The sequence below is a fragment of the Chryseobacterium gambrini genome (assembly GCF_027920505.1).
In the GTDB taxonomy this organism is placed as follows: Bacteria; Bacteroidota; Bacteroidia; order Flavobacteriales; family Weeksellaceae; genus Chryseobacterium; species Chryseobacterium gambrini.
This window is the reverse complement of record NZ_CP115857.1, coordinates 529,023-553,625: the sequence shown is the minus strand read 5'-3', so window position 1 is coordinate 553,625 and position 24,603 is coordinate 529,023. Positions and strand designations below refer to the sequence as shown.

The 24,603-nt window shown below is 37.4% G+C and carries 22 protein-coding genes; 13 read left to right on the top strand and 9 right to left on the bottom strand.

The features are described from left to right. Window positions 1-68 precede the first annotated feature (68 nt). From PFY09_RS02410 to PFY09_RS02400, 3 genes are all read left to right on the top strand, one after another. Complete coding sequence (locus PFY09_RS02410; protein WP_271161289.1) at window positions 69-752, top strand: porin family protein; 684 nt, start codon at window positions 69-71, stop codon at window positions 750-752. A 245-nt stretch (window positions 753-997) separates the two neighbouring features. Continuing rightward, the gene (locus PFY09_RS02405; protein WP_271161288.1) at window positions 998-1,714 is read left to right on the top strand and encodes a porin family protein; all 717 of its coding nucleotides are present in this window, start codon (window positions 998-1,000) and stop codon (window positions 1,712-1,714) included. A gap of 118 nt (window positions 1,715-1,832) precedes the next feature. Beyond that, complete coding sequence (locus PFY09_RS02400; RefSeq protein WP_076390240.1) at window positions 1,833-2,411, top strand: porin family protein; 579 nt, start codon at window positions 1,833-1,835, stop codon at window positions 2,409-2,411. A gap of 72 nt (window positions 2,412-2,483) precedes the next feature. Here the strand turns inward: PFY09_RS02400 and purF are convergent, their stop codons facing one another. The 5 genes from purF to PFY09_RS02375 all read right to left on the bottom strand — a co-directional run bounded on the left by purF (window position 2,484) and on the right by PFY09_RS02375 (window position 8,136). Next, window positions 2,484-3,983 (bottom strand): amidophosphoribosyltransferase, encoded by a 1,500-nt coding sequence (gene purF / locus PFY09_RS02395; protein WP_116547843.1) that lies wholly within the window; start codon window positions 3,981-3,983, stop codon window positions 2,484-2,486. A 106-nt stretch (window positions 3,984-4,089) separates the two neighbouring features. Next, window positions 4,090-4,809 carry a phosphoribosylaminoimidazolesuccinocarboxamide synthase gene (gene purC, locus PFY09_RS02390; RefSeq protein ID WP_076390242.1) on the bottom strand — a complete coding sequence of 240 codons (720 nt, stop codon included), beginning with the start codon at window positions 4,807-4,809 and terminating at the stop codon, window positions 4,090-4,092. Window positions 4,810-4,839: 30 nt separating this feature from the next. After that, window positions 4,840-5,535, bottom strand: coding sequence for a DUF3307 domain-containing protein (locus PFY09_RS02385; protein ID WP_271161287.1), 696 nt, complete (start codon window positions 5,533-5,535; stop codon window positions 4,840-4,842). 2 nt (window positions 5,536-5,537) lie between these two features. Then, entirely contained in the window at window positions 5,538-6,143 is a 606-nt protein-coding gene (locus PFY09_RS02380; protein WP_076390244.1) for a SatD family protein, read from the bottom strand. A 127-nt stretch (window positions 6,144-6,270) separates the two neighbouring features. Then, window positions 6,271-8,136, bottom strand: a complete 1,866-nt coding sequence (locus PFY09_RS02375) for an endonuclease (RefSeq protein WP_271161286.1) — start codon at window positions 8,134-8,136, stop codon at window positions 6,271-6,273. Between the two features lie 209 nt (window positions 8,137-8,345). Between PFY09_RS02375 and PFY09_RS02370 the strand changes: the two genes are divergently transcribed. The 8 genes from PFY09_RS02370 to PFY09_RS02335 all read left to right on the top strand — a co-directional run bounded on the left by PFY09_RS02370 (window position 8,346) and on the right by PFY09_RS02335 (window position 16,012). Further along, the gene (locus PFY09_RS02370; RefSeq protein WP_076390246.1) at window positions 8,346-9,485 is read left to right on the top strand and encodes an acyl-CoA dehydrogenase family protein; all 1,140 of its coding nucleotides are present in this window, start codon (window positions 8,346-8,348) and stop codon (window positions 9,483-9,485) included. A 35-nt stretch (window positions 9,486-9,520) separates the two neighbouring features. Then, on the top strand, window positions 9,521-10,018 hold the full coding sequence (locus PFY09_RS02365) for a DinB family protein (RefSeq protein ID WP_256037895.1): 498 nt from the start codon (window positions 9,521-9,523) through the stop codon (window positions 10,016-10,018). Window positions 10,019-10,223: 205 nt separating this feature from the next. Next, entirely contained in the window at window positions 10,224-13,154 is a 2,931-nt protein-coding gene (locus tag PFY09_RS02360; protein ID WP_271161285.1) for a zinc-dependent metalloprotease, read from the top strand. A 179-nt stretch (window positions 13,155-13,333) separates the two neighbouring features. After that, window positions 13,334-14,041, top strand: a complete 708-nt coding sequence (locus PFY09_RS02355; RefSeq protein ID WP_256037897.1) for a hypothetical protein — start codon at window positions 13,334-13,336, stop codon at window positions 14,039-14,041. A 126-nt stretch (window positions 14,042-14,167) separates the two neighbouring features. Next, window positions 14,168-14,635, top strand: coding sequence for a nucleoside triphosphate pyrophosphohydrolase family protein (locus tag PFY09_RS02350; protein ID WP_271161284.1), 468 nt, complete (start codon window positions 14,168-14,170; stop codon window positions 14,633-14,635). Window position 14,636: 1 nt separating this feature from the next. After that, window positions 14,637-15,203 (top strand): TlpA family protein disulfide reductase, encoded by a 567-nt coding sequence (locus tag PFY09_RS02345; RefSeq protein ID WP_271161283.1) that lies wholly within the window; start codon window positions 14,637-14,639, stop codon window positions 15,201-15,203. Between the two features lie 3 nt (window positions 15,204-15,206). After that, window positions 15,207-15,812, top strand: coding sequence for a DUF4230 domain-containing protein (locus PFY09_RS02340; protein WP_256037898.1), 606 nt, complete (start codon window positions 15,207-15,209; stop codon window positions 15,810-15,812). An 11-nt stretch (window positions 15,813-15,823) separates the two neighbouring features. After that, window positions 15,824-16,012, top strand: a complete 189-nt coding sequence (locus PFY09_RS02335) for a hypothetical protein (protein ID WP_087710119.1) — start codon at window positions 15,824-15,826, stop codon at window positions 16,010-16,012. Between the two features lie 149 nt (window positions 16,013-16,161). Here PFY09_RS02335 and leuB read toward each other — a convergent pair whose 3' ends face one another. The 4 genes from leuB to PFY09_RS02315 form a co-directional block, all read right to left on the bottom strand. Continuing rightward, window positions 16,162-17,283, bottom strand: a complete 1,122-nt coding sequence (leuB, locus tag PFY09_RS02330; protein ID WP_271161282.1) for a 3-isopropylmalate dehydrogenase — start codon at window positions 17,281-17,283, stop codon at window positions 16,162-16,164. After that, window positions 17,273-17,872 carry a 3-isopropylmalate dehydratase small subunit gene (leuD, locus tag PFY09_RS02325; protein ID WP_271161281.1) on the bottom strand — a complete coding sequence of 200 codons (600 nt, stop codon included), beginning with the start codon at window positions 17,870-17,872 and terminating at the stop codon, window positions 17,273-17,275. Before leuD ends, leuB begins: the two co-directional genes overlap by 11 nt. 345 nt (window positions 17,873-18,217) lie before the next feature. Next, window positions 18,218-19,597, bottom strand: a complete 1,380-nt coding sequence (gene leuC, locus PFY09_RS02320) for a 3-isopropylmalate dehydratase large subunit (protein WP_271161280.1) — start codon at window positions 19,595-19,597, stop codon at window positions 18,218-18,220. A gap of 30 nt (window positions 19,598-19,627) precedes the next feature. Further along, window positions 19,628-20,791 (bottom strand): 2-isopropylmalate synthase, encoded by a 1,164-nt coding sequence (locus PFY09_RS02315; RefSeq protein WP_076390256.1) that lies wholly within the window; start codon window positions 20,789-20,791, stop codon window positions 19,628-19,630. Between the two features lie 147 nt (window positions 20,792-20,938). Here PFY09_RS02315 and PFY09_RS02310 point away from each other — a divergent pair, with 147 nt between their 5' ends. Together PFY09_RS02310 and thrS are read left to right on the top strand one after the other, a co-directional pair. Next, window positions 20,939-22,489, top strand: a complete 1,551-nt coding sequence (locus PFY09_RS02310) for a hypothetical protein (RefSeq protein WP_271161279.1) — start codon at window positions 20,939-20,941, stop codon at window positions 22,487-22,489. 155 nt (window positions 22,490-22,644) lie between these two features. Beyond that, entirely contained in the window at window positions 22,645-24,582 is a 1,938-nt protein-coding gene (gene thrS, locus PFY09_RS02305) for a threonine--tRNA ligase (RefSeq protein ID WP_087710108.1), read from the top strand. Window positions 24,583-24,603 lie beyond the last annotated feature (21 nt).

Here is a 24,603-nt window from a genome sequence, read left to right as displayed (position 1 = left end):
GTCAAACGAAAAAATTGACAGTAGTAAAATTTAAAATTAGAAATAGTAAAAATTAAAAAATTAAAGTTATGAAAAAGTTAATTTTAGGAGTAGCACTTACAGCTGGTTCATTAGCATTCGCTCAGACGACGGGTTCATCTTCAAGCCCGGTAAGATTTGGTATCAAAGGTGGGATGAACGTAGCTTCTCTTTCTAAAGATGCAAGTCTTGAAGATCAAAAATCTAAAATCGGATTTAACGCAGGTGTTTTTGCAAACATTCCTTTAGCAAGTTCATTCAGTGTTCAACCGGAGGTTTTATATTCTCAGTACGGAGCTAAAGTAAAAAGCACAGACGAATTTACTGCATTAGGTACAACAACAAGAAATGTTGAGTCTTATTCAACTCATTTAGATTACATCGCTGTACCGGTAATGTTCCAGTATAACTTCGTTCCCAACTTTTACGTAGAAGCAGGACCGGAATTCGGATTCCTGGTAAGCGCAAAAAATAAAGGAGACAGAACTACTACTGTAACCAACGGTTCAGGAACAACAACTTCTTCAGCAAGCTATACAGATGATATCAATAAAGATAATCTAAACACATTTAACTTCGGTATCGGTTTAGGAGCTGGATATTATTTCACAGATAACTTAGGTATTACTGCAAGATACGTTGCGGGTGTAACAGACGTTGCTAAAGACAGACCAAGCGGTTCTGATGCAACAAGAAACAACACGTTCCAGGTTGGGTTAGCTTACAAATTCTAATAAGTTGACTCAGTAAAAACAATTTTGATTTCAATACATAAAAAGGTCAGGTTTCATCATGAAGCCTGACCTTTTGATTGGATAATAAAATACCATTCAACACATAATAATTCACTCCAAAATTTGTGAATTATTAACATTTCAAAATCTAAAAATCCTTTATTTGGCAAGCATTTTGTAAAATAACTGTTACCTGAATGAAAATTTGAGGAAACAAAAAAGTAGTAAAATTTAAATGTAAAATTATGAAAAAGTTATTTCTAGCAATGGCAGTAACAGGAGGAGTATTTGTGTTTGCACAAGAAGTAAAAACAACAGCTATCCCACCGGTGAAAATGAAGGAGCCTGTAAGATTTGGTATTAAAGGAGCGGCAACCGCTTCCCAATTCAGCGAACAGGAACTTACAGCCAAAAACCAGAAAATAGGATTTAATGCAGGTGTTTTCGTAAATGTACCATTATCTGAAAAGTTTGCATTACAACCGGAAGTTTTATACAACCAGATGGGTGCAAAAAGTGTACTTTCTGATACGGAAGTTACCACAGGAGCTACAACCGTAAGAACCAAGCAGGATTACAGCACTACACTGAATTATATTTCCGTGCCGGTAATGCTTCAGATGAAACCTACCGACAATTTCTACGTAGAAGCAGGTCCGGAAGTAAGTTATTTTGTAGACGGTAAAAACAAAGGTGAACAGACTATTGCCACAACCACTGCGGGAACAACCACTACACAGACTTTATCGGCTTCAGAAAGCATTAATAAAGACGATATTAAAAAGTTCAATCTGGGCTTTGGAGTCGGTCTGGGATATTACTTTACCCGTAATCTCGGCATTAATGCGAGATATGTGAACAGTCTCACCCACATTTACAATAATTCTGACGCAGTAACCGATGCTCAGAAAAACGTAAATACAAACAGAGCATTCCAATTAGGACTGAACTATAAGTTTTAAATAAAAAACAATTTTTGATTTCATAACAAAGATCAGGTTTCATCATGAGGCCTGATCTTTTTCTTTTTATTAAATTTGCAACACTTTAATAATAAACATTCATAAAAATTAATAAACTATGAAAAAGATTTTTCTAGGACTTGCGATTACAGCAGGTACATTATCATTTGCACAGGAAAAAGCAGCAGCTTCAGCTTCACCGGTAAAATTCGGAGTAAAAGCGGGACTTAACGTATCTTCTATTAACGATAACGATTCTAAAGCAAAAGCAGGATTCTACGGAGGTTTCTTTGCAAACATTCCTGTAGCAAGTTCTTTCAGCGTACAGCCGGAAGTTTTGTATAACGGAATGGGTGCTAAAGACAAAACTTATTCTTCTGTAAAGCTTAATCTGGATTATATTTCAGTTCCTGTAATGGTACAGTACAATGTTCTTCCGGATTTATATGTTGAAGCTGGTCCACAGTTCAGTTTTGCAATCAGCCAAAAATTAAAAGGTGACGGAGGTTCTGTAGATGTAGATCAGGCTTTCAAAGGTTTTGATCTTGGTTTAGGTCTTGGAGCAGGTTATTATTTTGAGCAGAAATTCGGTATTACGGCAAGATATGTTGCAGGACTTACGGATATCGCAGAAAACAATACAGGTGACGCAGTAAGAAACGGCGTTTTCCAGGTTGGTGTAGCGTATAAATTCTAAGCAATTTAAAACAGAATAAAAAATGTCAGACTTAAAATTTAAGTCTGACATTTTTCTTTTTTCAGGAATATTTTAATTGAATAATTCTACCTCCTCTCCTTTTCCTACAGGATATTCTTCCGTGAAACACCCGAAACAGTGATTGGCAGAGCCTAAAATTTCTTTCAGATTTTCAACGCTTAAAAATTCAAGAGAATCTACTCCTAAGTAATCTCTAAGTTCTTCCGTAGACATATTGGCAGAAATCAGATCGTCTTTCGACGGCGTATCGATTCCCAGATAACAAGGAGCGATAATCGGCGGAGAAACGCTTCTGAAATGAATTTCCTTCACGCCTGCATCTTTAAGAATTTTAACGAGTCTTTTTGAAGTGGTTCCACGTACAATGGAATCATCAATAATCACGACTCTTTTATCTTTAATCTCGGAAATAATCGGATTTAATTTCAGGTTCACTACTCTTTCTCTCATTTCCTGAGTCGGTACAATGAAACTTCTTCCGATGTATCTGTTTTTAATTAAAACCGGACGGAAAGGAATTCCCGAAGCCTTGGAAAAACCAATGGCAGCCGGAACTCCGGAATCCGGAACTCCAATTACAACATCTGCTTCCACAGGAGCCTGATGCCAGATTTTTTCTCCAGATTTTTCCCTGATTTCGTACACATTAATATTTTCTAAAGTAGAATCGGGTCTTGCAAAATAAATATATTCAAAAGAACAGATTCTCTGCTTTCCTTTTTCTTCATCTACCATGTAAGAATGAAGTTTTCCGGGTTCGTTTTCATTGGTATAAATAATTTCTCCCGGTAAAATATCACGCACATACTGCGCTCCTACTGCATCTAAAGCCACAGATTCTGAAGCTACCACGTAAGAATTTTCATTAATTGCTCCCAAAACCAAAGGACGGATTCCGTTGAAATCACGGAATGCGAAGAATTTATTTCTCGTCATCCCGACAACCGAATAAGCACCTTCAATTTTCTCCATGGTTGCTTTAATGGCTCCGCGAAGTCCTAAATCAAGATTTTTCTGAATCAATCTTAAAATAACCTCAGAATCGGACGTTGCTCTGAACACAACCCCTTCCGCTTCCAGTTCTGTTTTCAGTTCTTTGGCATTGGTTAAGTTACCGTTGTGTGCAATGGAAAGGATAATCTGGTCGTATTCGTTTTTCGCGAAAAACGGCTGAAAATTATATTTCTTTTTGTCTCCTGCAGTCGTATAACGCGTGTGTCCGATCGCAGAATTTCCCATAAAAGTTTCAGGATCGTTGATCTCTTTATAAACATCCAAAACCAGACCTTCATCTTTCATATTGGTAATTTTCCCGTTTTTAAGAACAGAAATACCACAAGCTTCCTGACCTCTGTGCTGTAATGCAAAAAGACCGAACTGTGAAAGAGAAAACGTATCCAAATCGTTATCAGAATACATTCCGAAGATTCCGCACTCCTCGTTCGGAGCGTCTAATCTTTCTTCTTCCTGTGTTCTAAAGAGATTTCTTCCGTAGGTTTGGGTTTCAAATTGTTTTAAATATTCACTTTTATGAATGTCTAAACTTTTCATTTCTATTTTTTCTAAATTTTGATGGTGGAAGCCGGGAGCTCGAAGTCTGAAATTCACAACAAAACCATTGCGTATTCAGATAAACTTCTGGCTTCTGCCCTAGTAATTATTTAGCAAGTACCGTTTTCAGTCTGTTATAGATCTCAACGTAAGCTTCGGTAACTTCACCAAGATCTCTTCTGAATCTGTCCTTATCCAGCTTCTTCATCGTATCTTTGTCCCAAAGTCTGCAGGTATCCGGAGAAATTTCGTCTGCAAGGATGATCTCGCCGTCTGCAGTTTTTCCTAATTCAATTTTGAAATCCACTAAGATGATGTTCATTTTATCGAAAAGATCGATTAAGATTTCGTTGATGTCTGAAGTTAATTCATACATTTCATCAAGCTCCTCATACGTTGCAGCTCCTAAGAATACTGCGTGGTGATCGTTAATTAGCGGATCTCCCAATTCGTCTTTTTTGTAGCAGATATCGAAGATGGTAACCGGAGATTTAATTCCTTCTTCCACTCCCAGTCTCTGCGCCATGCTTCCTGCCGAATAGTTTCTTACTACCATTTCCAAAGGAATGATGGATACTTTTCTTACCAACTGCTCTCTTTCGTTCAGTTGTTTAATGAAATGAGTCTTAATCCCTTTTTCATTCAGATATTCAAAAATAAGAGTCGTGATCGCGTTGTTCATCTCTCCTTTAAGATCTACAGATCCTCTTTTCTGAGCATTAAATGCTGTAGCATCGTCTTTGAAACGTACCACTACTTCATTAGGATTATCGGTTGCAAAAACCTGTTTTGCCTTACCTTCGTACAACATTTCTTTCTTTTCCATTTTCTAAAATTACTTTTTATTAGATTTATATTACTTAATTAAAATTCCTGTTAAAACTGCCATTCCAAAGCTCAGAAGCGTTCCAATGAGAACGTATTCGGTTAATTTCCTCTGCTTTGCCTGAGCAAGATCACTGAATCTGAAAACAGATTTTGCAGCGACCATAAAACCTACGCCTTCCCAATGATTAACCACAATAAAGGTGAAAACCAATAAACGTTCTAAAATCCCGATATATTTTCCGGCGCTCGATAAAGATTCGGTTTGTATGTTATTCTGAGTTTCGGGAACCGGAGTCCACGAAGACAATAATATCTTGATAAAAATGGAAGCCGGTGTCGTTAAAAACAAAGCTGCCATGATGATTTTTAAAATTTCCTGATTTTTTAAAAAGTCAAAATTAAATTCATTGAAATAAAAGGAAACTCCTGCAATCACAGCAATATGCAAAGCCTGATCGGTAAAAAACCATGATTTTTTAGATTTTGCGGTCTGAAAACTCAGTTTTGCAGCATCAATAATGAAATGGGAGAATCCCACCAAAACGGCGACCCACCAAAGTTGAGTATTCCAGAGGAAAATAAAACTCAGAATGGTGTGGATGAGAACATGAAGGTACAAATATCTGCTTTTCAGCTTTTTGCTTTCCTTCTCTGCAACCCATGAATTTGGCTGAAGAATAAAGTCTCCAAATAAATGCGCCAATATGAGCTGAATAAAAACCATGCTTACAGTTCGGATATTTTTTTTCTGAAATATTGATTGGTTTCTACGATCAGTTCATAGTTTGCACGCTTCAGTCTCTGGCTTACAGAAGATTGCGAGATGGCAAACTTTTTCGCAAGATCTTCCTGCGTGATGTCTTTATTCATAATCATCTCATGAATAATTTCTGCATTGGCAACCGTCCAGGAATCAAAATCTTTAGAAGACCATTTCAGCAGAATATTAAGGTCCCGGTCTACGGAATCATTGGATGTTTTAATGGAAACGGTATGTCCGTCATTTTTCAGATCGTTCAGAAGTCTTCCGGAATGCACATAAGCCGTTCCGTTGGATTCGGTGATTTTTTCAGATGAAAAATTTTCTTCGCCAATACCTATGGCAATTCTTACGTCTAAATTTTCCTGACTTTTTATAAGTGATTTTATGGCGAGAAAACGCCAGAATACTTCATCTATCTTACATTTGAACTGAAATTCGTCTCCTCTGTAGATTTCCCATGTACCGGGAGCGCTTCCCCAATGTTCGAGAAGATTTTTAAGCTTGGTGATCCAAACCTCTGTTTCCGCGTGCTGCGAATTTATAATATCTCCGGTAATGACCGCTATCATTCTGCAAATATAAGCATTATTACTTATAAATAAAAAATATAAGCAGAAACACTTATAGATAATGATTATTAGTGAATCTGCTTATATCGATTTTATATTTATTTTCTCTTTTCAGGAAATCAAGTGCTTACTTTTTGATAAACTGATAGATTTTATCATCAATTTTCAATAAATATGTACCTGTAGATAAATTTTGAACAGAAATGCCTTTTTTGTTCTTAAATGGATTTTGTTCAGTATAAATCACTTTCCCTGATAGATCTAAAATCTGTGCTGTTTTTATATTTTCTGTTTTCCCACTTACGAAAACATGATCGTTTACAGGATTCGGATAAATTTTAAATTCATTATTCTGGGCAACAATCGCTTCTGTGGTTGCCAAGGTTCCTAAACTCTGGCAGTAATTACTTGCGTAAGAATCCCATTCCGAAATATTAAAAGTAGTTGTCGGCTGGGCGATGTTGGATTTTCTGTATAAAGACACATTCCCCAAAACCGAAGAATTATTTGTCCCCGAAACGCCTATGGCATCAACGGTTGAAGACTTGTACCTCAGTTCGAGATACTGACTTCCGGAATACGTCATCTGCGGAGCCGCCGTTACAAACTTTGCCTGATTGATCGTGTAGCAGGAGAAATTGGCATCCGGATTCAACACCACAAAAGTTTCGTTATTCTGAACAGTTCCTTCCAGCTCATAAGGATCCACAAAATAATAATTTGTTCCGCTGGTAAACTGAATGGACAGTCTGTAGTCGCTTAAATTTACAGGGTGTCCTGTTTTATTGGTGATTTCAATTCCTTTATTGTTCGAAGTTCCTTCAAGATATTTTGTTACCATTAAATCTTTGGCATAAACATCTGAAGCTAAAGTGGTAACAGAAGCGGTATTACTGTCCGGAGAAAGCAAGTATCCGTTGTCATAAGCTTTCACCGTAAACGTATACGCTGTAGAAGGCGTAAGATGATCTGCCGTGAACGTTGAATTCTTTGTTGCGCCTACCAACGTTCCGTTCTGATAAATTTTATACCCGATTACATCCGTACTCGTACTTGGAGTCCAGCTTAGTGTTGTAAAATAAGCACTGTTTTGCGCTACTGTTAAATTTGTGGGAGTTTGCGGTGCCACTGCATCTGGAGTCTGTCCCCATATCGTATTTACCCACGAAGGATTATCAATAAAAGGATTCCTGTTTTTCTGTATCCCATAAACCGCATTGTTTCTGTCGATCTCCCTTTGAGAAACAGGATCTTGCTGATGCCACTGAAGCAGCATGGCGAAATAAGCAGGATCAAAAGCCCTTTCTTCCGTTCCGTCCAAAGGATTGGTATCGGAAGCCGGATTGGCGTTATTATTAAAATTAAACGTTCCTAATTTGCCTTCATACCGTACTGCAAAGTACAGCAGACTTCTCGCAACATCCCCTTTAAATTCATTAATTGGCTCATACACTCTTCCTGTATAAGTAATTCCCGGAATCGCACAATTCCCTATTCTCGAACTGTTGGTAAACGTATAATAAATCGTAGAACCTACAATTCCGTAAGGATAATTGCTTCTCAGCTGATTGATTCTTGCATCCGTAGGAACCACATAAAACAGATCAGAATACATCGGATAATTGCTGTAAAAAGTACTTTGCGGCATCATATGTTCACGGTTCCAGCCCTGTCCTTCCGCCGAAGCACTCCCGATAATATTTGCCGTTGTATACTCATAAGCATCCGGACCTGTAGGAATTTCAGAATACATATCGAGCAGAATTGTCGTATTGCTTGGTCCGTAATCGTAATATTTATCTAAATCTGTCTGATTATAATAATTGGTAAGATCACCATAATGCCAGTTTATATTTTTCGCCGAGATGATATCATGGAGCTTCGACTTTAAGGCGTAACCCGTCAAACCTGTGGTTCCATCGTAATATCCTGCAGGAGCCTGAGCTGCAAAATAGGATGAAATCATAATAATAGGCAGTAGAAATTTTTTCATGCTTTAAAAATTGGGTGGCTAAAATAGTAAATTAATCTGCTTAAAGTTCGGAAAATTTTATTAAAATATCATTAATTTTAAGAATATAAAAAATTGAAAACTAGATTTTTGGAACGATCATCTTATGGGTTAAATAATTTTTTTGGGCGTTACGGCAATTTAATTATCTTTGGGAACTAACTATTATCTATATAAATACAGATATCTATATGAATACAGAGACTATTGACAACATCAAAATGATAGCGGAAACGGCAAGAGAATTTGCTGAAAAGAATATCAGACCTAATATTATGGAGTGGGACGAAAGCCAGACTTTTCCCAAAGATCTATTTCATGAGTTAGGAGAAATGGGCTTCATGGGGATTGTTATTCCGGAGCAGTACGGAGGTTCAGGTCTTGGTTATCATGAATATGTAACGATTTTGGACGAGATTTCGCAGGTAGACCCATCCATCGGTCTTTCTGTGGCAGCACACAATTCGCTTTGTACCAACCACATTTATGAATTCGGAAACGAAGAGCAGAGAAACAAATGGCTTCCTCAGTTGGCTTCCGGTAAAGTAATCGGAGCTTGGGGACTTACAGAACACAATACAGGTTCAGATTCAGGAGGAATGTCTACCACTGCAGTGAAGGATGGAGACGAATGGATCATTAACGGGGCAAAAAACTTCATTACCCACGCTATTTCAGGAGACATCGCTGTTGTAATGACAAGAACAGGTGAAAAAGGAGCTAAAAATAATTCTACCGCTTTCGTTTTAGAAAAAGGAATGCCCGGTTTTTCTTCCGGTAAAAAAGAAAATAAGCTGGGAATGAGAGCTTCTGAAACCGCTGAATTAATCTTTGATAACGTTCGCGTACCGGATTCTCACAGATTAGGTGAAGTAGGTGAAGGTTTCAAACAGGCAATGAAAATTCTTGACGGAGGAAGAATTTCTATCGCCGCTTTAAGTTTAGGAACTGCGAGAGGAGCTTACAAAGCTGCTTTAAAATATGCTAAAGAAAGACAGCAGTTCGGAAAATCCATTTCAGAATTTCAGGCAGTTAACTTCATGTTAGCGGATATGGCAACAGAAATTGATGCAGCGGAACTATTGATCCAAAGAGCTTCAACGTTGAAAAACGCTAAGCAAAAAATGACAAAAGAAGGAGCAATGGCAAAACTATATGCTTCTGAAGCCTGCGTAAGAATTTCAAACAATGCAGTACAGATTTTCGGAGGATACGGATATACAAAAGATTTCCCGGTAGAAAAATTCTACAGAGATTCTAAACTTTGCACCATCGGAGAAGGAACTTCAGAGATCCAGAGACTGGTTATCGGCAGAGATATTACAAAATAAATTTTAACTAAATTATTTCAAAAAAACATCAACAAATGATTAAACAGGCATTATTAGGTGAATTTTTGCATGAAGCAGAAAATACCCGAAAACTTTTACAGGCAATTCCGGACAGCGCTTTGGATTACAAGCCGTCTGAAATTAACTGGACAACAGCACAGTTGGCTTCCCACGTAGCCGAAGTTTACAACTGGTACGAAGGAACATTCAATCAGGATGTATTCGATATGGGGACATATCAATATGATAAAGGCGATATTTCCAAAGCGGAAAACATTGTTGCCAAATTTGAAGAAAATGTTGCGAAAGCCCAGAAAGCCATTGAAAGTTGGGACGAAAACACCATGATGAACGAATGGAGAATGGAAACCGGAGGAAATTCAATCTTTCCGCCAATGCCGAAAATACAGGTAATCCGTTCGTTTTTGTATAATCATTTGTACCATCATCGCGGAGAACTGGTTGTGTATTTAAGATCTACAGGAAATAAAGTTCCGGGATTGTACGGACCGACTGCAGATGATCAGTTTTAAAAATTAGAATTATCCGATTAATAATTCAATAGCATCCGTATTTTGCGGGTGCTATTTTCTTTTTTTGAGAAATTCACCAAATATTGACATTTAATGTATCGCATAATTATTTAAATGAATTATCTAAATTTTTCTTAAAAAATTTTATTTTTCATAACATATTTTTTATTAGCTTTGATATTCCACAATCAAATAGAAAACTTGTATGAGAAAACAACTATTGGTGATTGGAATGCTTGCATCAGGTATTTCATTCGCTCAGACCGACCGACTTTGGTCTGAAACGTCAGGAAAATCAGCTACTGAAATTTTTGAAAACAAATTAACTATTAACAATCCGAAAATCTACAATCTGGATATTAATGGTTTAAAAAATGCTCTTGCAAAAGCTCCCAAAAGACTAGCTGCAGGAGAAAAGTCTGAAATTATTATCTCTTTCCCGAATTCTGAGGGAAAAATGGAAAATTTTAAAGTAAGAGAAAATTCTAATTTCGATCCTCAACTGGCAGCAAAATATCCGGACATCAAATCGTATATCGGTGAAGGATTAGGAGACTCAGGTTCCACTGTTTATTTTAGCGTTTCACCTCTGGGGTTATCATCCATGGAAATTTATGGAGATAAATCAGCGGTTTTCATCGAGCCTTATTCAAAAGATCTTTCAACCTATGTTGTTTATAAAAAATCTGATAAAAAAGACGATTTAAGCAAGTTTGAATGTACCGTAATCGACGTTGCGCAAAAAGGCTTTGCAAATACAACCAATCTGGTGGCAAGACCAAATGCCGATGATGCAAAACTGAGAACATTCAGATTAGCACTTTCCTGTACCGGGGAATACGCAACGTATTTCGGAGGAACAAAAGCCAATGCTTTAGCAGCAATGAATAACACAATGACCCGCGTAAACGGTGTTTTTGAAAAAGATTTTGCAGCGAGAATGGTTTTAATCGCAAATAACGATTCAGTAATCTATACCAATGCTTCTACAGACCCTTATTCTCCTGCTTCCAGCTTAAGCAACTGGAACTCACAGCTTCAGTCTACATTAACTTCGGTTATTGGTGAAGCAAATTATGACGTCGGTCACTTATTCGGAGCTTCTGGAGGTGGCGGAAATGCAGGATGCATCGGCTGCGTTTGTACCAATGGCTCCAAAGGAAGCGGTTATACTTCTCCAGCAGATGCAATTCCTTCAGGAGATAATTTCGATATCGACTATGTAGCACACGAATTAGGGCATCAGTTCGGCGGAAACCACACCTTCTCTATGAATAACGAAGGAACGGGAGCGAATATGGAACCGGGATCAGGATCAACGATTATGGGATATGCGGGAATTACTTCTCAGGATATTCAGCCGCATTCGGATGCTTTCTTCCACGCAATCAGCATTCAGCAGATTACCAATAATATCAAAGCTAAAACCTGCCCTACAAGCACAAGTACAGGAAATTCTATTCCTACGGCAAATGCAGGTTTAGACTATACCATTCCGAAAGGAACACCGTTTATGTTAACAGGATCAGGAACAGATGCAAACGGAGATTCTTTAACGTACATCTGGGAACAAATGGACAATGCATCCTCTTCACAAACCGGAGCAAGTTCTGCGGCAAGTGCTACAAAAGCAACAGGACCAACGTTCAGATCATGGACGCCACAAACTACCCCGGTAAGATACTTCCCAAGAATGGCTTCAGTTTTGGCAGGAGCTACCACAACAGCAGGATCTGAGATTACTGTTGAAGCACTATCCAATGTAGCAAGAACGTACAATTTCAGATTTACAGTTCGCGACAACAGAGCCGGAGGTTCCGGAAATAACTCGGATGATGCAGTGATCACGGTAAACGGAACAGCAGGACCTTTCAGTGTAAGCTCTCAAAATACCGCAACAACCGTTACAGGAGGAACTTCCCAAACCGTAACATGGAATGTGGCAGGAACAACAGCGAATGGTGTAAATGCAGCCAACGTAGATATTCTTTGGTCTACGGACGGAGGAAATACATGGACTACTCTATTGGCGGGAACTCCAAACGACGGAACACAGGCGGTAACCATCCCGAATACGTCTACCACAACAGGAAGAATTATGGTAAAAGGTTCCAACCACATTTTCTTTGATGTGAATAATGCCAACATTACGGTAAATGCAGGTTCCGGAACTTCCGATACGACTGCTCCTACTGCTCCTACTCTTGCAGCTTCAGGAACAACTTCTACAAGTACCAATCTTTCATGGTCCGGAGCAACAGATAACGTAGGGGTTACAGGCTATGATGTTTATCAGGGCGCTTCATTAATAGGCTCTACCGCTTCTACTTCTTATACGGTATCCAGTTTATCTCCTTCTACTACATACAGCTTTACTGTTAGAGCTAAAGATGCAGCAGGAAATGCTTCGGTTTCCAGCAACACGGTTTCTGTAACCACTTTAGCAGGAACAGCAGTTTCTTACTGTTCTGCTTCAGCGAATAATACTGCTGATGAAAGAATAGGAAATGTAACATTTGGAAGTATTAACAATACTTCAACAGGAACGGCAGGTTACGAAAACTTCACTTCAGTTTCTACGAATGTAACAAGAGGTTCTGCTTACTCACTTTCCATCACTCCGGTTTGGACATCAACCAAATATAATGAAGCTTATGCTGTTTATATTGATTATAACAGAGACGGAGATTTCGCAGACAGCGGAGAATTGGCTTGGTCTAAAACAGGATCTACCACAAGTCCGGTAACAGGATCTATCACGATTCCTTCAACAGCAACCGTAGGAACTACAAGAATGAGAGTGATGATGCAGTACAGCTCTGTACCTACATCTTCTTGTGGAACGTATACGTACGGTCAGGTAGAAGATTATACTTTAAATATTGTATCATCAGGAAGAGAAAATATTTTAGATACAAAAGATATGATTACAGATATCCGAGTGTATCCGAATCCTGCAAAAGATATTTTAAATATTTCAAATACAACGAACGAAGAGTATAAAATCTTCGACATGGGTGGAAAACTAATCAATTCAGGAAAACTTGAAAGAGGCGCGGTAAATGTAAGCGGTCTTATTAAAGGTGCTTACATGATCCAGATTGGAGAAGTCTCTAAGAGATTCATCAAAAACTAATTGCTTCACTCAATTAAACTTTGAGGTAAAAGGCTGTCCGGAAACGGACAGCCTTTTTTATATTTAAAAACTAATAAGTGTAATTCTAAAACAATTGATACAAAATATACCATAATTATGGGATATTAATTAAAATCTTTTGAGCGTATTTTTGTCTCAAATAATTAAAAAAAATACCCATGAAAAAAACATTATTGATCTTAGGTCTGGCTACCCTCTTTTCTTGCAATCGTGAAAATGAAAATTTAGGCATAACCGAACAGTCTTATTCTTCTTCGAAAACTACCTCGTCCCGCAGTGGAGACATTGGAGCACAAAACATTGATTTTCTGCCTTACAATTCAGAATGTGAGATTGGCGAAGCAATTTTCCCAATTGATAATTTACCTTCGGCTATTATTAATCCAAATATTAAAGTAAATACTAAGTATGATCCACTTTTGACATCTCCAGATACAACTTCTCTACCGGAATTAATAATTAACTATTTAAATAATCGAGGTATCATAGTTCAACAAACACTCTTTAATAATAATACCCCTCCAGCAGGTTCTTACTTTGAAAATAATTTTTACAAGGAATTTACTTTTACTGAAGGCAAACCCACTGCTCCAGATGATAATGGCAACATTGTTCCCTTTATAACTTTTACATTTGACAATTACATGGATAATGACAAAGCTTCTATAGTTGTCCAAAACGTATATTCAAAAATTGTTAAAAATATGCCTGCTTCAGCAAAAGGCACTATAAAAGCAATAAGAATCTTTTATAAGAACGACTATATTTGCTCAAGTTCTCAATTGCAAGAAGAAAGAAGAAACCTAAAAATTCAGGTCATATACAAATTAAATTACGCAACCCATACACCGATGCTGGAACCATAAATTATTTTTAAGCAGGACATTTTGAACATATGCTGAATAGTAAAGTACTATAAAAACATTTTAATTTTATAAATGCTGTCTTTAAAAGATGGCATTTTTTTATCTTTGCCTAAATAAAAAATATTCATGGATAAAATTGATAGTCTGAACCAGGTAGCAGAATTCCACACCACGTTTAAAGCCCCTATTTTAGATACTCCTCAAATTCCTTCACCGGAAAGATGCAACCTGAGAGTTGAACTTCTTCAGGAAGAACTGAATGAACTGAAACAGGCAATTACAGATAATAATATTGTAGAAATTGCAGATGCTTTATGCGATTTGCAGTATGTTTTAAGCGGAGCGGTTCTGGAATTCGGACTTGGCAACAAATTTGTAGAGTTGTTCAACGAAGTTCAGCGTTCCAATATGTCGAAAGCCTGCGATAATGAAGAACAGGCACAGGAAACCGTTGAATTTTACAAAGCAAAAGACGTAGAATCATTTTATGAAAAATCCGGCGAGAAATTTAATGTGTACAGACAGGCAGATCATAAAGTCCTGAAAAACAAATACTACTCTCCTGCCGATTTAAAGACAATTATTGAAAAATAGTATGAAAAAATTTGTTACGAATTGTATGGCTGTTTCAGCTCTATTCATGGCAACTCAACAGCTTACTGCACAGAAAGTGGTTGTAGGACGTGAGGTTGAAACCACTGCCGACGGAAAAATGCTTTTGGGAAATCAGCTTAAAAGTAAATTTCTTGAAGCTCCCTATTCCGACTGGTATGTGAAAGAGCATGATGAATATGCTTTGGATCAGAAAGCCATCGGAGAGCTTAAAAAAGGAAAGATTAACACGTATAACATTACTGTTTTCATGGGAACATGGTGCGAAGATTCTCACAGAGATTTTCCGAGACTCATGAAAATCCTTGAAGAGGTAAAATATCCGGAAGGCAAACTCACCATTATTGCGGTAAACCGTAAAAAGGAATCTCCGAACGGCGAAGAAAGTCTTTTCAACATCCAGAAAGTTCCTACGATTATTGTTCAGAAATACGGAAAAGAATTGGGAAGAATTATCGAAATGCCTACATCAGGATACATCGAAAGAGATTTGGTGGAAATTCTGAAAAAAGATGACAGTTCTGTAATTAAAGAAATTTTTGGTAAATAAGGTTTGAGAAATATTAAAGTTTTAGTTCCGTTTTTGGCTGGTGTTGTACTGATGACGATTTTGTTTTTCAGTTTCAGATCATGCTTCAGTCTTAGTGAAAAAACCGAGAAATCAGATTATTATATTCTGACCAATCAGATTTCGAAAATGAACAAAATGGTCGTTCTTGAGCAGAACACTTCTTCCATTCAGAAAACCAAAATGGGCTATGAATTTTTAGGCAAAGAAGTTTCCAGCAACAGCATCATTACGTATACAAAAACTAACGCACAGGTTTCTTATGATCTTAACAAGATGAAAATGGAGGTAGATTCGATCAATAAAAAATTAGTGATCACCGAACTGCCCGATGCAGACATCAGAATTACGCCAAGTGTGGAAATCCAGTCGATGGACGATTCTTTTTTCAACAGAATTTCTGAAAAAGACATTAAAAACGTAACGCAGAAAGCGAAAGATACCGCTGTAAAATCCATCGATCAGAACAAGCTGAGAACGGAAGGAAGACAACAGCTAATGGAAAATCTTAATAATATTTTTGTTTTGGCAAAGGCTTTGAATTATACCATAGAAGACCAGACCGGAAAGCTGGGCATTTTAGGACTATAAAATTTAAAGTTATGCATTCAGAAGAAAAAGAAAAACAGGAATCTGCAAATTCTGCGGAAACCAAAAAGCAAAATCAGGATTTCCCCGACATTCCTGCTTCATCAGAAAAAACAAATCCGTCCGATGTAGATAAGGAAGATGTTCAGAAATCTTCTCAAAACAACAAATCCGGAAAAACGGATAATACCGACGAAAAATAAAAAGGTTCTGCTCAGTGAGCGGAACCTTTTTTAGAAAAAAAACAAATAAAAATCAAATAGGTAATATGAACTACAACTGTCAATCTGCCCCGCTTGTCAACTACCGTAACTATTTGGCTGTTGACTTACGAAGCAAAACTGACATATTTTTAAACAATAGTTGATTTTCCGAGCTTTACATTTTCAAAATTGTAATACGATTTCTCGGAATATTTAATATAATCTGCGATAAAACTTCCCACTTCGCTTGTGGAATAAGGCTGTTCAGAATTAAGATCCACCGTAACGTATTTATTCTCAATGGCATATTCTACAGATTGTCTCAATTTTTCTGCTGCCTGTTCAAGCTGTAAATAATCCAGCATCATTGCCGTACTTAAAATAGAAGCAACAGGATTTGCAATTCCTTTTCCTTTTGCCTGCGGATAAGAACCGTGAATAGGCTCAAACAAAGCATTTTTATTTCCAATGGAAGCCGAAGGAAGCAAACCGATAGAACCGCCGATTACACTCGCTTCATCCGAAATAATATCTCCGAACATATTTTCGGTAACAATCACGTCAAAATGTTTCGGATTTAAAATTAACTGCATCGCCGCATTATCTACAAACATAAAATCAAGTGCTACATCAGGATACTCTGAAGCAATTTCTTTGCAGACCTTTCTCCATAATCTTGAAGTATCCAAAACGTTCGCCTTATCAATTAAAGTTAACTTTTTTCTCCTTTTCTGAGCCTCCTGAAAAGCCATGTGAACAATCGGTGCGATTTCATCACGGTTGTATTTGCAGATATCATACGCATAACCCGCTTCCTCATCCGTAAATTTTTCGCCAAAATAAATTCCACTCACCAGTTCCCTGAAAATCTGAATATCTGTTCCTTCAATAATTTCCCTTTTCAAAGGACTTTTCTCAATTAAAGAAGCATATGTTTTCAAAGGTCGGATATTCGCAAAAAGCCCTAATTCTTTACGAAGTTTTAACAACCCTTGTTCCGGACGTACTTTGGCATCCGGATTATTATCAAAAGAAGGATCTCCGATCGCCCCGAAAAGCACCGCATCAGACGCTTTGCAGATCTCCAGTGTTTCATCCGGCAAAGGATTTCCAGTCTTATAAATCGCTTCCGCTCCCATCAATCCGTATTTAAAATCAAACTGATATTGGAATGCTTCCGCAATGGAATCTAAAATTTTAATACTTTCTGCAACCACTTCCGGCCCGATTCCGTCTCCCGAAAGCACTGCAATTTTAAAATTAGTTTTCATACACTTTTTGTGTTTTTAGTTCGAATTGTTCAATCGCCTGTTTTCTGCTGATTAAAAAATCAATATCATCATACCCATTCAGCAGACATATTTTTTTATAAGAATCTATTTCAAAACCTTCCGTCTTATCATTAAAGGTAATGGTTTGTTTTTCAACATCTACCAAAATTTCTTTTTCGGGATTTTCAGTGATTCCAGTTAAAATTTCTTTTAAAAATTCCTCAGAAACTTTTACAGGCAATAATCCGTTGTTTAAAGCATTGCCCTTAAAAATATCCGCAAAAAAACTTGAAACAACCACCTTAAAGCCATAATCCGTTAAAGACCATGCAGCGTGTTCGCGACTGCTTCCGCAACCGAAATTGTTTCCGGCAACCAGAATTTCACCGCTGTATTTTGCGTTATTCAGGACAAAATCAGGATTCGGTTCATTCGTATGAACATCGTATCTCCAGTCTCTGAAAAGATTTTCGCCAAAACCTTTTTTATCAATACTTTTTAAAAATCTCGCCGGAATAATCTGATCCGTATCTATATTTTCTACAGGCAAAGGAATTGCTCTGGATTGTATAATGACTAATTTTTGCATTTTTTTTGAGCCAAAATAGTTTTAATTATTGTTTTTTTCTTTTTCAGGAGCTATTTCCCGCTATCCACTCATACTCCTCGCTCCCTTGCTTTTGCCTTCGCTTGCTCCGGGGTAACCGTTTCTATCGGGGCTAAAAAAGTGAATGGTTAATTTCACTTTGTGAGTCAACAGTCAATTTCTAAAATTCACTATTCACTATTGACAATTCACTATTGACAATTCACTTTTAAACTTATGTGCTCTTTTTTCCGTTTAAGTATTAAGCCTAAAAAACTAAAGTGTTTAAATCTTTTGCGTCTTTTGTGGTAAAAAAAATTAGACAAGTTTTAAGTAAATTCATCTCCATCAGTTTTCAAAGACGGAAATTCTTCCTTCCACAGCAACTTTTGCAGCCGTTAACGGACTTGCCAGAATCGTTCTCGCACCTTGTCCCTGTCTTCCCTCAAAATTCCTGTTCGAAGTGGAAACACAATATTCCCCTTCCGGAATTTTATCGTCATTCATCGCTAAACACGCCGAACATCCCGGTTGTCTGATCTGGAAACCCGCTTCATTAAAAACCGTATCTAAACCTTCTTCAAAAATCTGTTTCGCAACCTGTTGAGAACCCGGAACAAGCCACGCATGAACATGATCTGACTTCCTTTTTCCTTTAACATAATTTGCCGCAGAACGGAAATCTTCAATTCTCGCATTCGTACAGCTTCCGATAAAAACATAATTCACTTTAATATCAGAAAGAGCCTGTCCCGCTTTCAAACCCATATATTTTAAAGCCTTCTCTTCAGATTCGTTCTGAGGATTCGGGATATTCTGACTGATGGAAATTCCCATTCCCGGATTGGTTCCATACGTTACCATCGGATAAATTTCCGAAGCATCGAAAGAAAATTCCGCATCAAAAACTGCTCCTTCATCGGTTTTCAAAGTTTTCCAGTATTCCAGTTTTTCTTCCCATTCCTCGCCTTTCGGTGCGAAAGTTCTTTCTTTTACGTACTCAAAAGTTGTTTCATCGGGAGCAATCATTCCTCCTCGAGCGCCCATTTCGATGCTCATATTACAAACCGTCATTCTGCCTTCCATCGACATTTCTTCGAAGACATTTCCGGCATATTCGCAGAAATACCCTGTTCCGCCGTCGGTTCCCACTTTTGAAATAATATACAAAATCACATCTTTGGGCTGAACATTTTTATTTAACTCACCATTTACGGTAATTCTCATCGATTTGGGCTTATTCAGCAGTAAACACTGGCTCGCAAAAACCTGCGCCACCTGACTTGTTCCTATCCCGAAAGCAATCGAGCCGAAAGCGCCGTGTGTAGAAGTATGGCTGTCTCCGCAAACGATGCTCATTCCAGGCTGTGTAACGCCTAATTCCGGAGCAATGATGTGAACAATTCCCTGATATTGATGTCCTAAACCATACAATTCTATGTTGTTTTTCCTACAGTTTTCCGTTAACTGCTCCACCTGATTTCTGGAGGATGCATCGCGAATCGGCTGATCCTGATCCAAAGTCGGAACATTATGATCCGCAGTCGCTACAACCTGTTTCGGTCTGAAAACTTCCAGATTTCTCGCTTCCAGTTCCGCAAAAGCCTGTGGACTGGTTACTTCATGGATGAGATGTTTATCAATATAAATAATCTGAGGTCCGTCCGAAATCGTCTCTACAACGTGCGCATCCCAGACTTTATCAAACAATGTCTTTTTTGTATTCATTCTAATTTATGTAATGGACAATCAATTCTTTTATCCTATTTTTCTTGTCACTTTTTCGATCATTGAACTTAAATCGTCATTATTGACTTCTTTCTTACCGTCAGCAATTTTCAAAAATTCCTGATACAGAAAATCCAGTTCATTTTTAGTAACTTCAAAACCGATATGCTTAAATCTGTATGCCAAAGCAGAACGTCCGCTTCTTGCTGTTAAAACAATGGTAGAAGCATTCACGCCCACTTCCGCAGGATCAATAATTTCGTAAGTTTCCCTGTTTTTAATGACTCCGTCCTGATGAATTCCGGAACTGTGCGCAAAAGCATTCGCTCCCACAATCGCTTTGTTCGGCTGAACCGGCATTCCCATCAATTCAGAAACCAAAACACTCATAGGATTGAGCATTTTGGACTGAACGTCAGTATATAATTCTAAATATGGATGCTGTTTTAAAATCATCACCACTTCTTCCAGTGCTGTGTTTCCGGCTCTTTCTCCCAATCCGTTGATGGTGCATTCTATCTGTCTTGCTCCGTTGATGACTCCTGCAATAGAATTGGCGGTTGCCATTCCCAGATCGTTGTGGCAGTGACAGGATAAGATCACGCGATCAATGCCTTTTACATTTTCTTTCAGGTATTTTATTTTTGCACCGTACTCTTCAGGAAGACAATATCCCGTTGTGTCCGGAATATTAAGCACGGTTGCCCCTGCTTTTATCACTTCTTCGCAAACTCTTGCCAGATAATCGTTGTCTGTTCTTCCTGCATCTTCCGCATAAAATTCTACATCTTCCACATACGATTTGGCATATTTTACCGCCTGAACCGCTCTTTCAACAATATCTTCCCTGTTTGAATTGAATTTAAATCTGATATGAGAATCCGAAGTTCCGATTCCGGTATGAATTCTCGGTCTTTTGGCGTATTTTAATGCTTCGGCTGCGGTATCAATATCTTTCTGATTGGCTCTCGTCAATCCGCAGACTTTCGCATTTTTTACTAATTTTGAAATCTCCGAAACCGAATGAAAATCTCCGGGACTGGAAATCGGGAAACCGGCTTCAATGACATCCACTCCCAGTTCATCCAGTTTTTCGGCTATAATTAATTTTTGCTCGGTATTTAACTTACAGCCGGGAACCTGCTCTCCATCACGCAGGGTTGTATCAAAAATTTCGACTTTTTCGGATTTCATAATGAAGTTTTTACTTAATTTTGATTCAAAACTAGAAAGATGAAACGTTTATTCATTTTCAGTTTTTATAAAAAATACAATACTCAAAATATTGTATTTTAATTTCAATTATTTGATTATCATTATTTTAAATTTTAAAAATTTACAATGGCAGAATTGCATAAAGATTTTTTATTCGTACTCATTAAATCTCTGACAACTTCAGAAAAAAGGCAATTCACCTTGTATGTAAATCGTCTCGGAATTAATGCGGATGCCAAATTTCTTCTTCTTTTTTCAGAACTGGATAAGATGAAGGAATACGATGAACATATCATCATCAACAAAAAAATTTCGACAAAACAGCAGTTATCGAACCTGAAAGCGCATCTTTACAAGCAGATTCTGGTGAGTTTACGAATGAACCCAAGTCATCAGAATTACAGAATTCAACTGCGTGAACAGCTTGATTTTGCGAATATTTTATACCAAAAAGGGCTCTATAAACAGGCTTTAAAAATTTTAGACAAAGCAAAACAGACTGCTTTAGAATTGGATGAAAAAAGTATTGCTTCGGAAATTATTGATCTGGAAAAAGTAATTGAATCCCAGTTCATTACCCGAAGTATTGAAGGTCGAGCCGATGAACTGATCAGACAGTCTACAGAAATCAGCAAACAGAATCATTATGCGACAGAATTATCCAATCTTTCGCTGAAACTGTACAGCGAAATGCTTACAAAAGGTTATGTAAAAAACGATGAAGACCGTGCGGAAATTATGAAAATTTTCAATGCGCAGATTCAGAAAATCAATTTTGAAAAGCTGAATTTTACGGAGAAATTATGGTATTTTAAAGCGCACGTCTGGAAAAACCAATTGCTTCAGGAATATAAATATACGTTGAAATATGCTTTTCAATGGGTGGATTTATTTCACAAAAATCCTGAAATGATCGTGAGTCATCCCGTTTGGTACATCAAAGGAAATACCTACCTGCTGAAAATCTTATTCCTTTACGGAAATATTGATATTCTTGAGGAAAGTTTTAAGGATTTTAATGAAGTGGTTCATTCTTCAAGTTTTGCTCAAAATGAAAACCTGCAATCACTTATTTTTCTGACGCATTACAATACTTTAATGAACATTCACTTTGTGAAAGGTGAATTCTTTTCCGGCTCGAAATTAATTCCTGAAATCGAGCTGAAAATGGAAAAGCTCCGTGATAAAATTGATGAGCATCATTTTATGATTCTTTATTTAAAAATGGCAGCGATGTTTTTTGGAAGCAAAAAATTTGAGGAATCCATCAGTTATTCATTAAAAGTGATCGAATCGAAGGGAAATGTTCAGGAAGATTTACTGTTCCACACCCGAATTTTGATTCTGATGGCGAAACACGAATCCGGAAACGATGAAGATTATGATGAATTTATAAAAGCAACTTTAAAATTCACCAAAAAGATGAAAAAACCGGATGAATTTCATTTTGAAAGCATTCATTTTTTCAAAAATCTGAATAATATAACACCAGACAAACAATTGGAATCTTTCAAAAAATTTGATGAAAAATTAACTCTTTTTTCTGAAAATGAATACTACAGAAGGTCTTTGCTGTATATAGATATTCACGGTTGGGTACAGTCTAAAGTGAGAAATGTGGATGTTATTGAGATTATTAAAGAAAAAGTACGGTACAAAAGAAAGCATCAGTCATAATTTAACCTATTCATAATTAGACCGTTGGTTAAACGTTAATTATTTATAACGGTATTCTGAGATTTTTCGTATTAAATCTCGTCTCAAAAATGCGTGAAAGTAGTATTTTAAATAAAAAATCCGTATTTTTGCATCTTAAAATTTCTTAGTAAACAATGATAAAAATTACACTTCCAGACAATAGTGTCAGAGAATTCGAGGCGGGAGTTACTCCGCTAGATGTGGCAAAATCTATAAGCGAGGGATTGGCTAGAAATACCATTTCCGCAGTTGTAAACGACAAACAAGTAGAGACGACCACACCTATAACCACGGATGCTACGGTACAATTGCTTACCTGGAATGATGATCTTGGAAAGAAAGCTTTCTGGCATTCTTCTGCCCACCTTTTGGCGCAGGCAATCCTTGAGTTTTATCCTAATGCTAAGTTAACCATTGGTCCTGCCATCGAAAAAGGATTCTATTATGACGTAGATTTCGGGGACGAAAGTTTATCTGATAAAGATTTCGAAAAGATCGAAAAGAAGGTTTTGGAAAATGCTAAAAAAGGATCTACATTCTCTTTATATCCGGTTTCTAAAGAAGAAGCTTTAAAAGTGTATGCAGACAATCCTTATAAAGTGGAACTGATCTCTAATCTTAATGATGGAGAAATCACTTTCGTAACGCATGATAACTTTACAGATCTTTGTCGTGGAGGACACATTCCGAACACAAGTATTGTAAAGGCAATGAAGATTTTAAATGCTGCCGGAGCATACTGGAGAGGAAATGAAAAAAATCCTCAGTTAACAAGAGTTTATGGTATTTCTTTCCCAAAACAGAAAGATTTAACAGAATATCTTGAACTTTTAGAGGAAGCTAAAAAAAGAGACCACAGAAAACTGGGTAAAGAACTTGGAATTTTCGCTTTCTCTGAAAAAGTAGGTCAGGGATTACCTTTATGGTTGCCAAAAGGAGCTGCTTTAAGAAAAAAATTAGAGAATTTCCTTTCTGAAGCTCAGAAAAAAGCAGGTTACGAATTTGTAATTTCTCCGCATATCGGTGCGAAGGAATTGTATGTAACTTCCGGTCACTGGGATAAATACGGAGCCGACAGCTTCCAGCCGATTAAAACACCGAATGAAGGAGAAGAATTCATGCTGAAGCCGATGAACTGTCCGCATCACTGTGAAATTTACAAAACTTCACAATGGAGCTACAGAGATCTGCCTAAAAGATATGCAGAATTCGGTACCGTTTACAGATATGAGCAAAGTGGTGAGCTTCACGGTTTAACGAGAGTTCGCGGATTTACTCAGGATGATGCGCATTTGTTCTGTACTCCGGATCAGTTAATGGATGAATTTAAGAAAACAATTGATTTGGTTCTATATGTTTTCGGTTCATTAGGTTTTGCTGATTTTACTGCGCAGATTTCTTTAAGAGATCCTGAAAATAAAGAAAAATACATCGGAACCGACGAAAACTGGGAGAAAGCAGAAAATGCAATCGTAACAGCAGCAACGGAAAAAGGATTGAATACAGTAACTGAATATGGCGAAGCCGCTTTCTACGGTCCTAAACTGGATTTCATGGTGAAAGATGCTTTAGGCAGAAAATGGCAGCTTGGAACGATTCAGGTGGATTATAACTTACCGGAAAGATTCGATCTTTGGTACACAGGAAGCGATGGCGAAAAGCACAGACCGGTAATGATTCACAGAGCGCCGTTTGGTTCTATGGAGAGATTCATTGCGATTCTTATTGAAAATACAGCGGGAGATTTCCCATTGTGGCTGGCTCCTGATCAGTTTATCATTCTTCCGATCAGTGAAAAATACGTAGATTATGCTAAAAAAGTTTCTCAATTACTGGAAAATCACGATATTAGCGGATTAATTGACGACAGAAACGAAAAGACGGGTAAAAAGATCCGCGATGCCGAATTAAAGAAGATTCCATTCATGATTGTAGTGGGAGAAAATGAAGAAAAGGATGGCACAATTTCTGTAAGAAGACGTAGCGAAGGCGATTTAGGAGTAATGAAGATCGAAGATTTCGTTGCTTATTTTAAAGAACAGTCAAAAACAGGATTTGAGTTTAACGCTTAAATCTGAAAGAATATGATTCTG

Excerpts from the sequence above, each read along its gene's own strand:
- leuC (WP_271161280.1), bottom strand. The coding sequence starts at position 19,597 with ATGAATACAAAAAAGACATTGTTTGATAAAGTCTGGGATGCGCACGTT.
- PFY09_RS02375 (WP_271161286.1), bottom strand. The coding sequence starts at position 8,136 with ATGAAAAAATTTCTACTGCCTATTATTATGATTTCATCCTATTTTGCA.
- PFY09_RS02335 (WP_087710119.1), top strand. The coding sequence starts at position 15,824 with ATGCATTCAGAAGAAAAAGAAAAACAGGAATCTGCAAATTCTGCGGAA.
- PFY09_RS02350 (WP_271161284.1), top strand. The coding sequence starts at position 14,168 with ATGGATAAAATTGATAGTCTGAACCAGGTAGCAGAATTCCACACCACG.
- PFY09_RS02410 (WP_271161289.1), top strand. The coding sequence starts at position 69 with ATGAAAAAGTTAATTTTAGGAGTAGCACTTACAGCTGGTTCATTAGCA.
- purF (WP_116547843.1), bottom strand. The coding sequence starts at position 3,983 with ATGAAAAGTTTAGACATTCATAAAAGTGAATATTTAAAACAATTTGAA.
- PFY09_RS02310 (WP_271161279.1), top strand. The coding sequence starts at position 20,939 with ATGGCAGAATTGCATAAAGATTTTTTATTCGTACTCATTAAATCTCTG.
- PFY09_RS02345 (WP_271161283.1), top strand. The coding sequence starts at position 14,637 with ATGAAAAAATTTGTTACGAATTGTATGGCTGTTTCAGCTCTATTCATG.
- PFY09_RS02315 (WP_076390256.1), bottom strand. The coding sequence starts at position 20,791 with ATGAAATCCGAAAAAGTCGAAATTTTTGATACAACCCTGCGTGATGGA.
- PFY09_RS02360 (WP_271161285.1), top strand. The coding sequence starts at position 10,224 with ATGAGAAAACAACTATTGGTGATTGGAATGCTTGCATCAGGTATTTCA.
- PFY09_RS02380 (WP_076390244.1), bottom strand. The coding sequence starts at position 6,143 with ATGATAGCGGTCATTACCGGAGATATTATAAATTCGCAGCACGCGGAA.
- PFY09_RS02365 (WP_256037895.1), top strand. The coding sequence starts at position 9,521 with ATGATTAAACAGGCATTATTAGGTGAATTTTTGCATGAAGCAGAAAAT.
- purC (WP_076390242.1), bottom strand. The coding sequence starts at position 4,809 with ATGGAAAAGAAAGAAATGTTGTACGAAGGTAAGGCAAAACAGGTTTTT.
- leuB (WP_271161282.1), bottom strand. The coding sequence starts at position 17,283 with ATGAAAACTAATTTTAAAATTGCAGTGCTTTCGGGAGACGGAATCGGG.
- leuD (WP_271161281.1), bottom strand. The coding sequence starts at position 17,872 with ATGCAAAAATTAGTCATTATACAATCCAGAGCAATTCCTTTGCCTGTA.
- PFY09_RS02370 (WP_076390246.1), top strand. The coding sequence starts at position 8,346 with ATGAATACAGAGACTATTGACAACATCAAAATGATAGCGGAAACGGCA.
- PFY09_RS02400 (WP_076390240.1), top strand. The coding sequence starts at position 1,833 with ATGAAAAAGATTTTTCTAGGACTTGCGATTACAGCAGGTACATTATCA.
- PFY09_RS02385 (WP_271161287.1), bottom strand. The coding sequence starts at position 5,535 with ATGGTTTTTATTCAGCTCATATTGGCGCATTTATTTGGAGACTTTATT.
- PFY09_RS02355 (WP_256037897.1), top strand. The coding sequence starts at position 13,334 with ATGAAAAAAACATTATTGATCTTAGGTCTGGCTACCCTCTTTTCTTGC.
- thrS (WP_087710108.1), top strand. The coding sequence starts at position 22,645 with ATGATAAAAATTACACTTCCAGACAATAGTGTCAGAGAATTCGAGGCG.
- PFY09_RS02405 (WP_271161288.1), top strand. The coding sequence starts at position 998 with ATGAAAAAGTTATTTCTAGCAATGGCAGTAACAGGAGGAGTATTTGTG.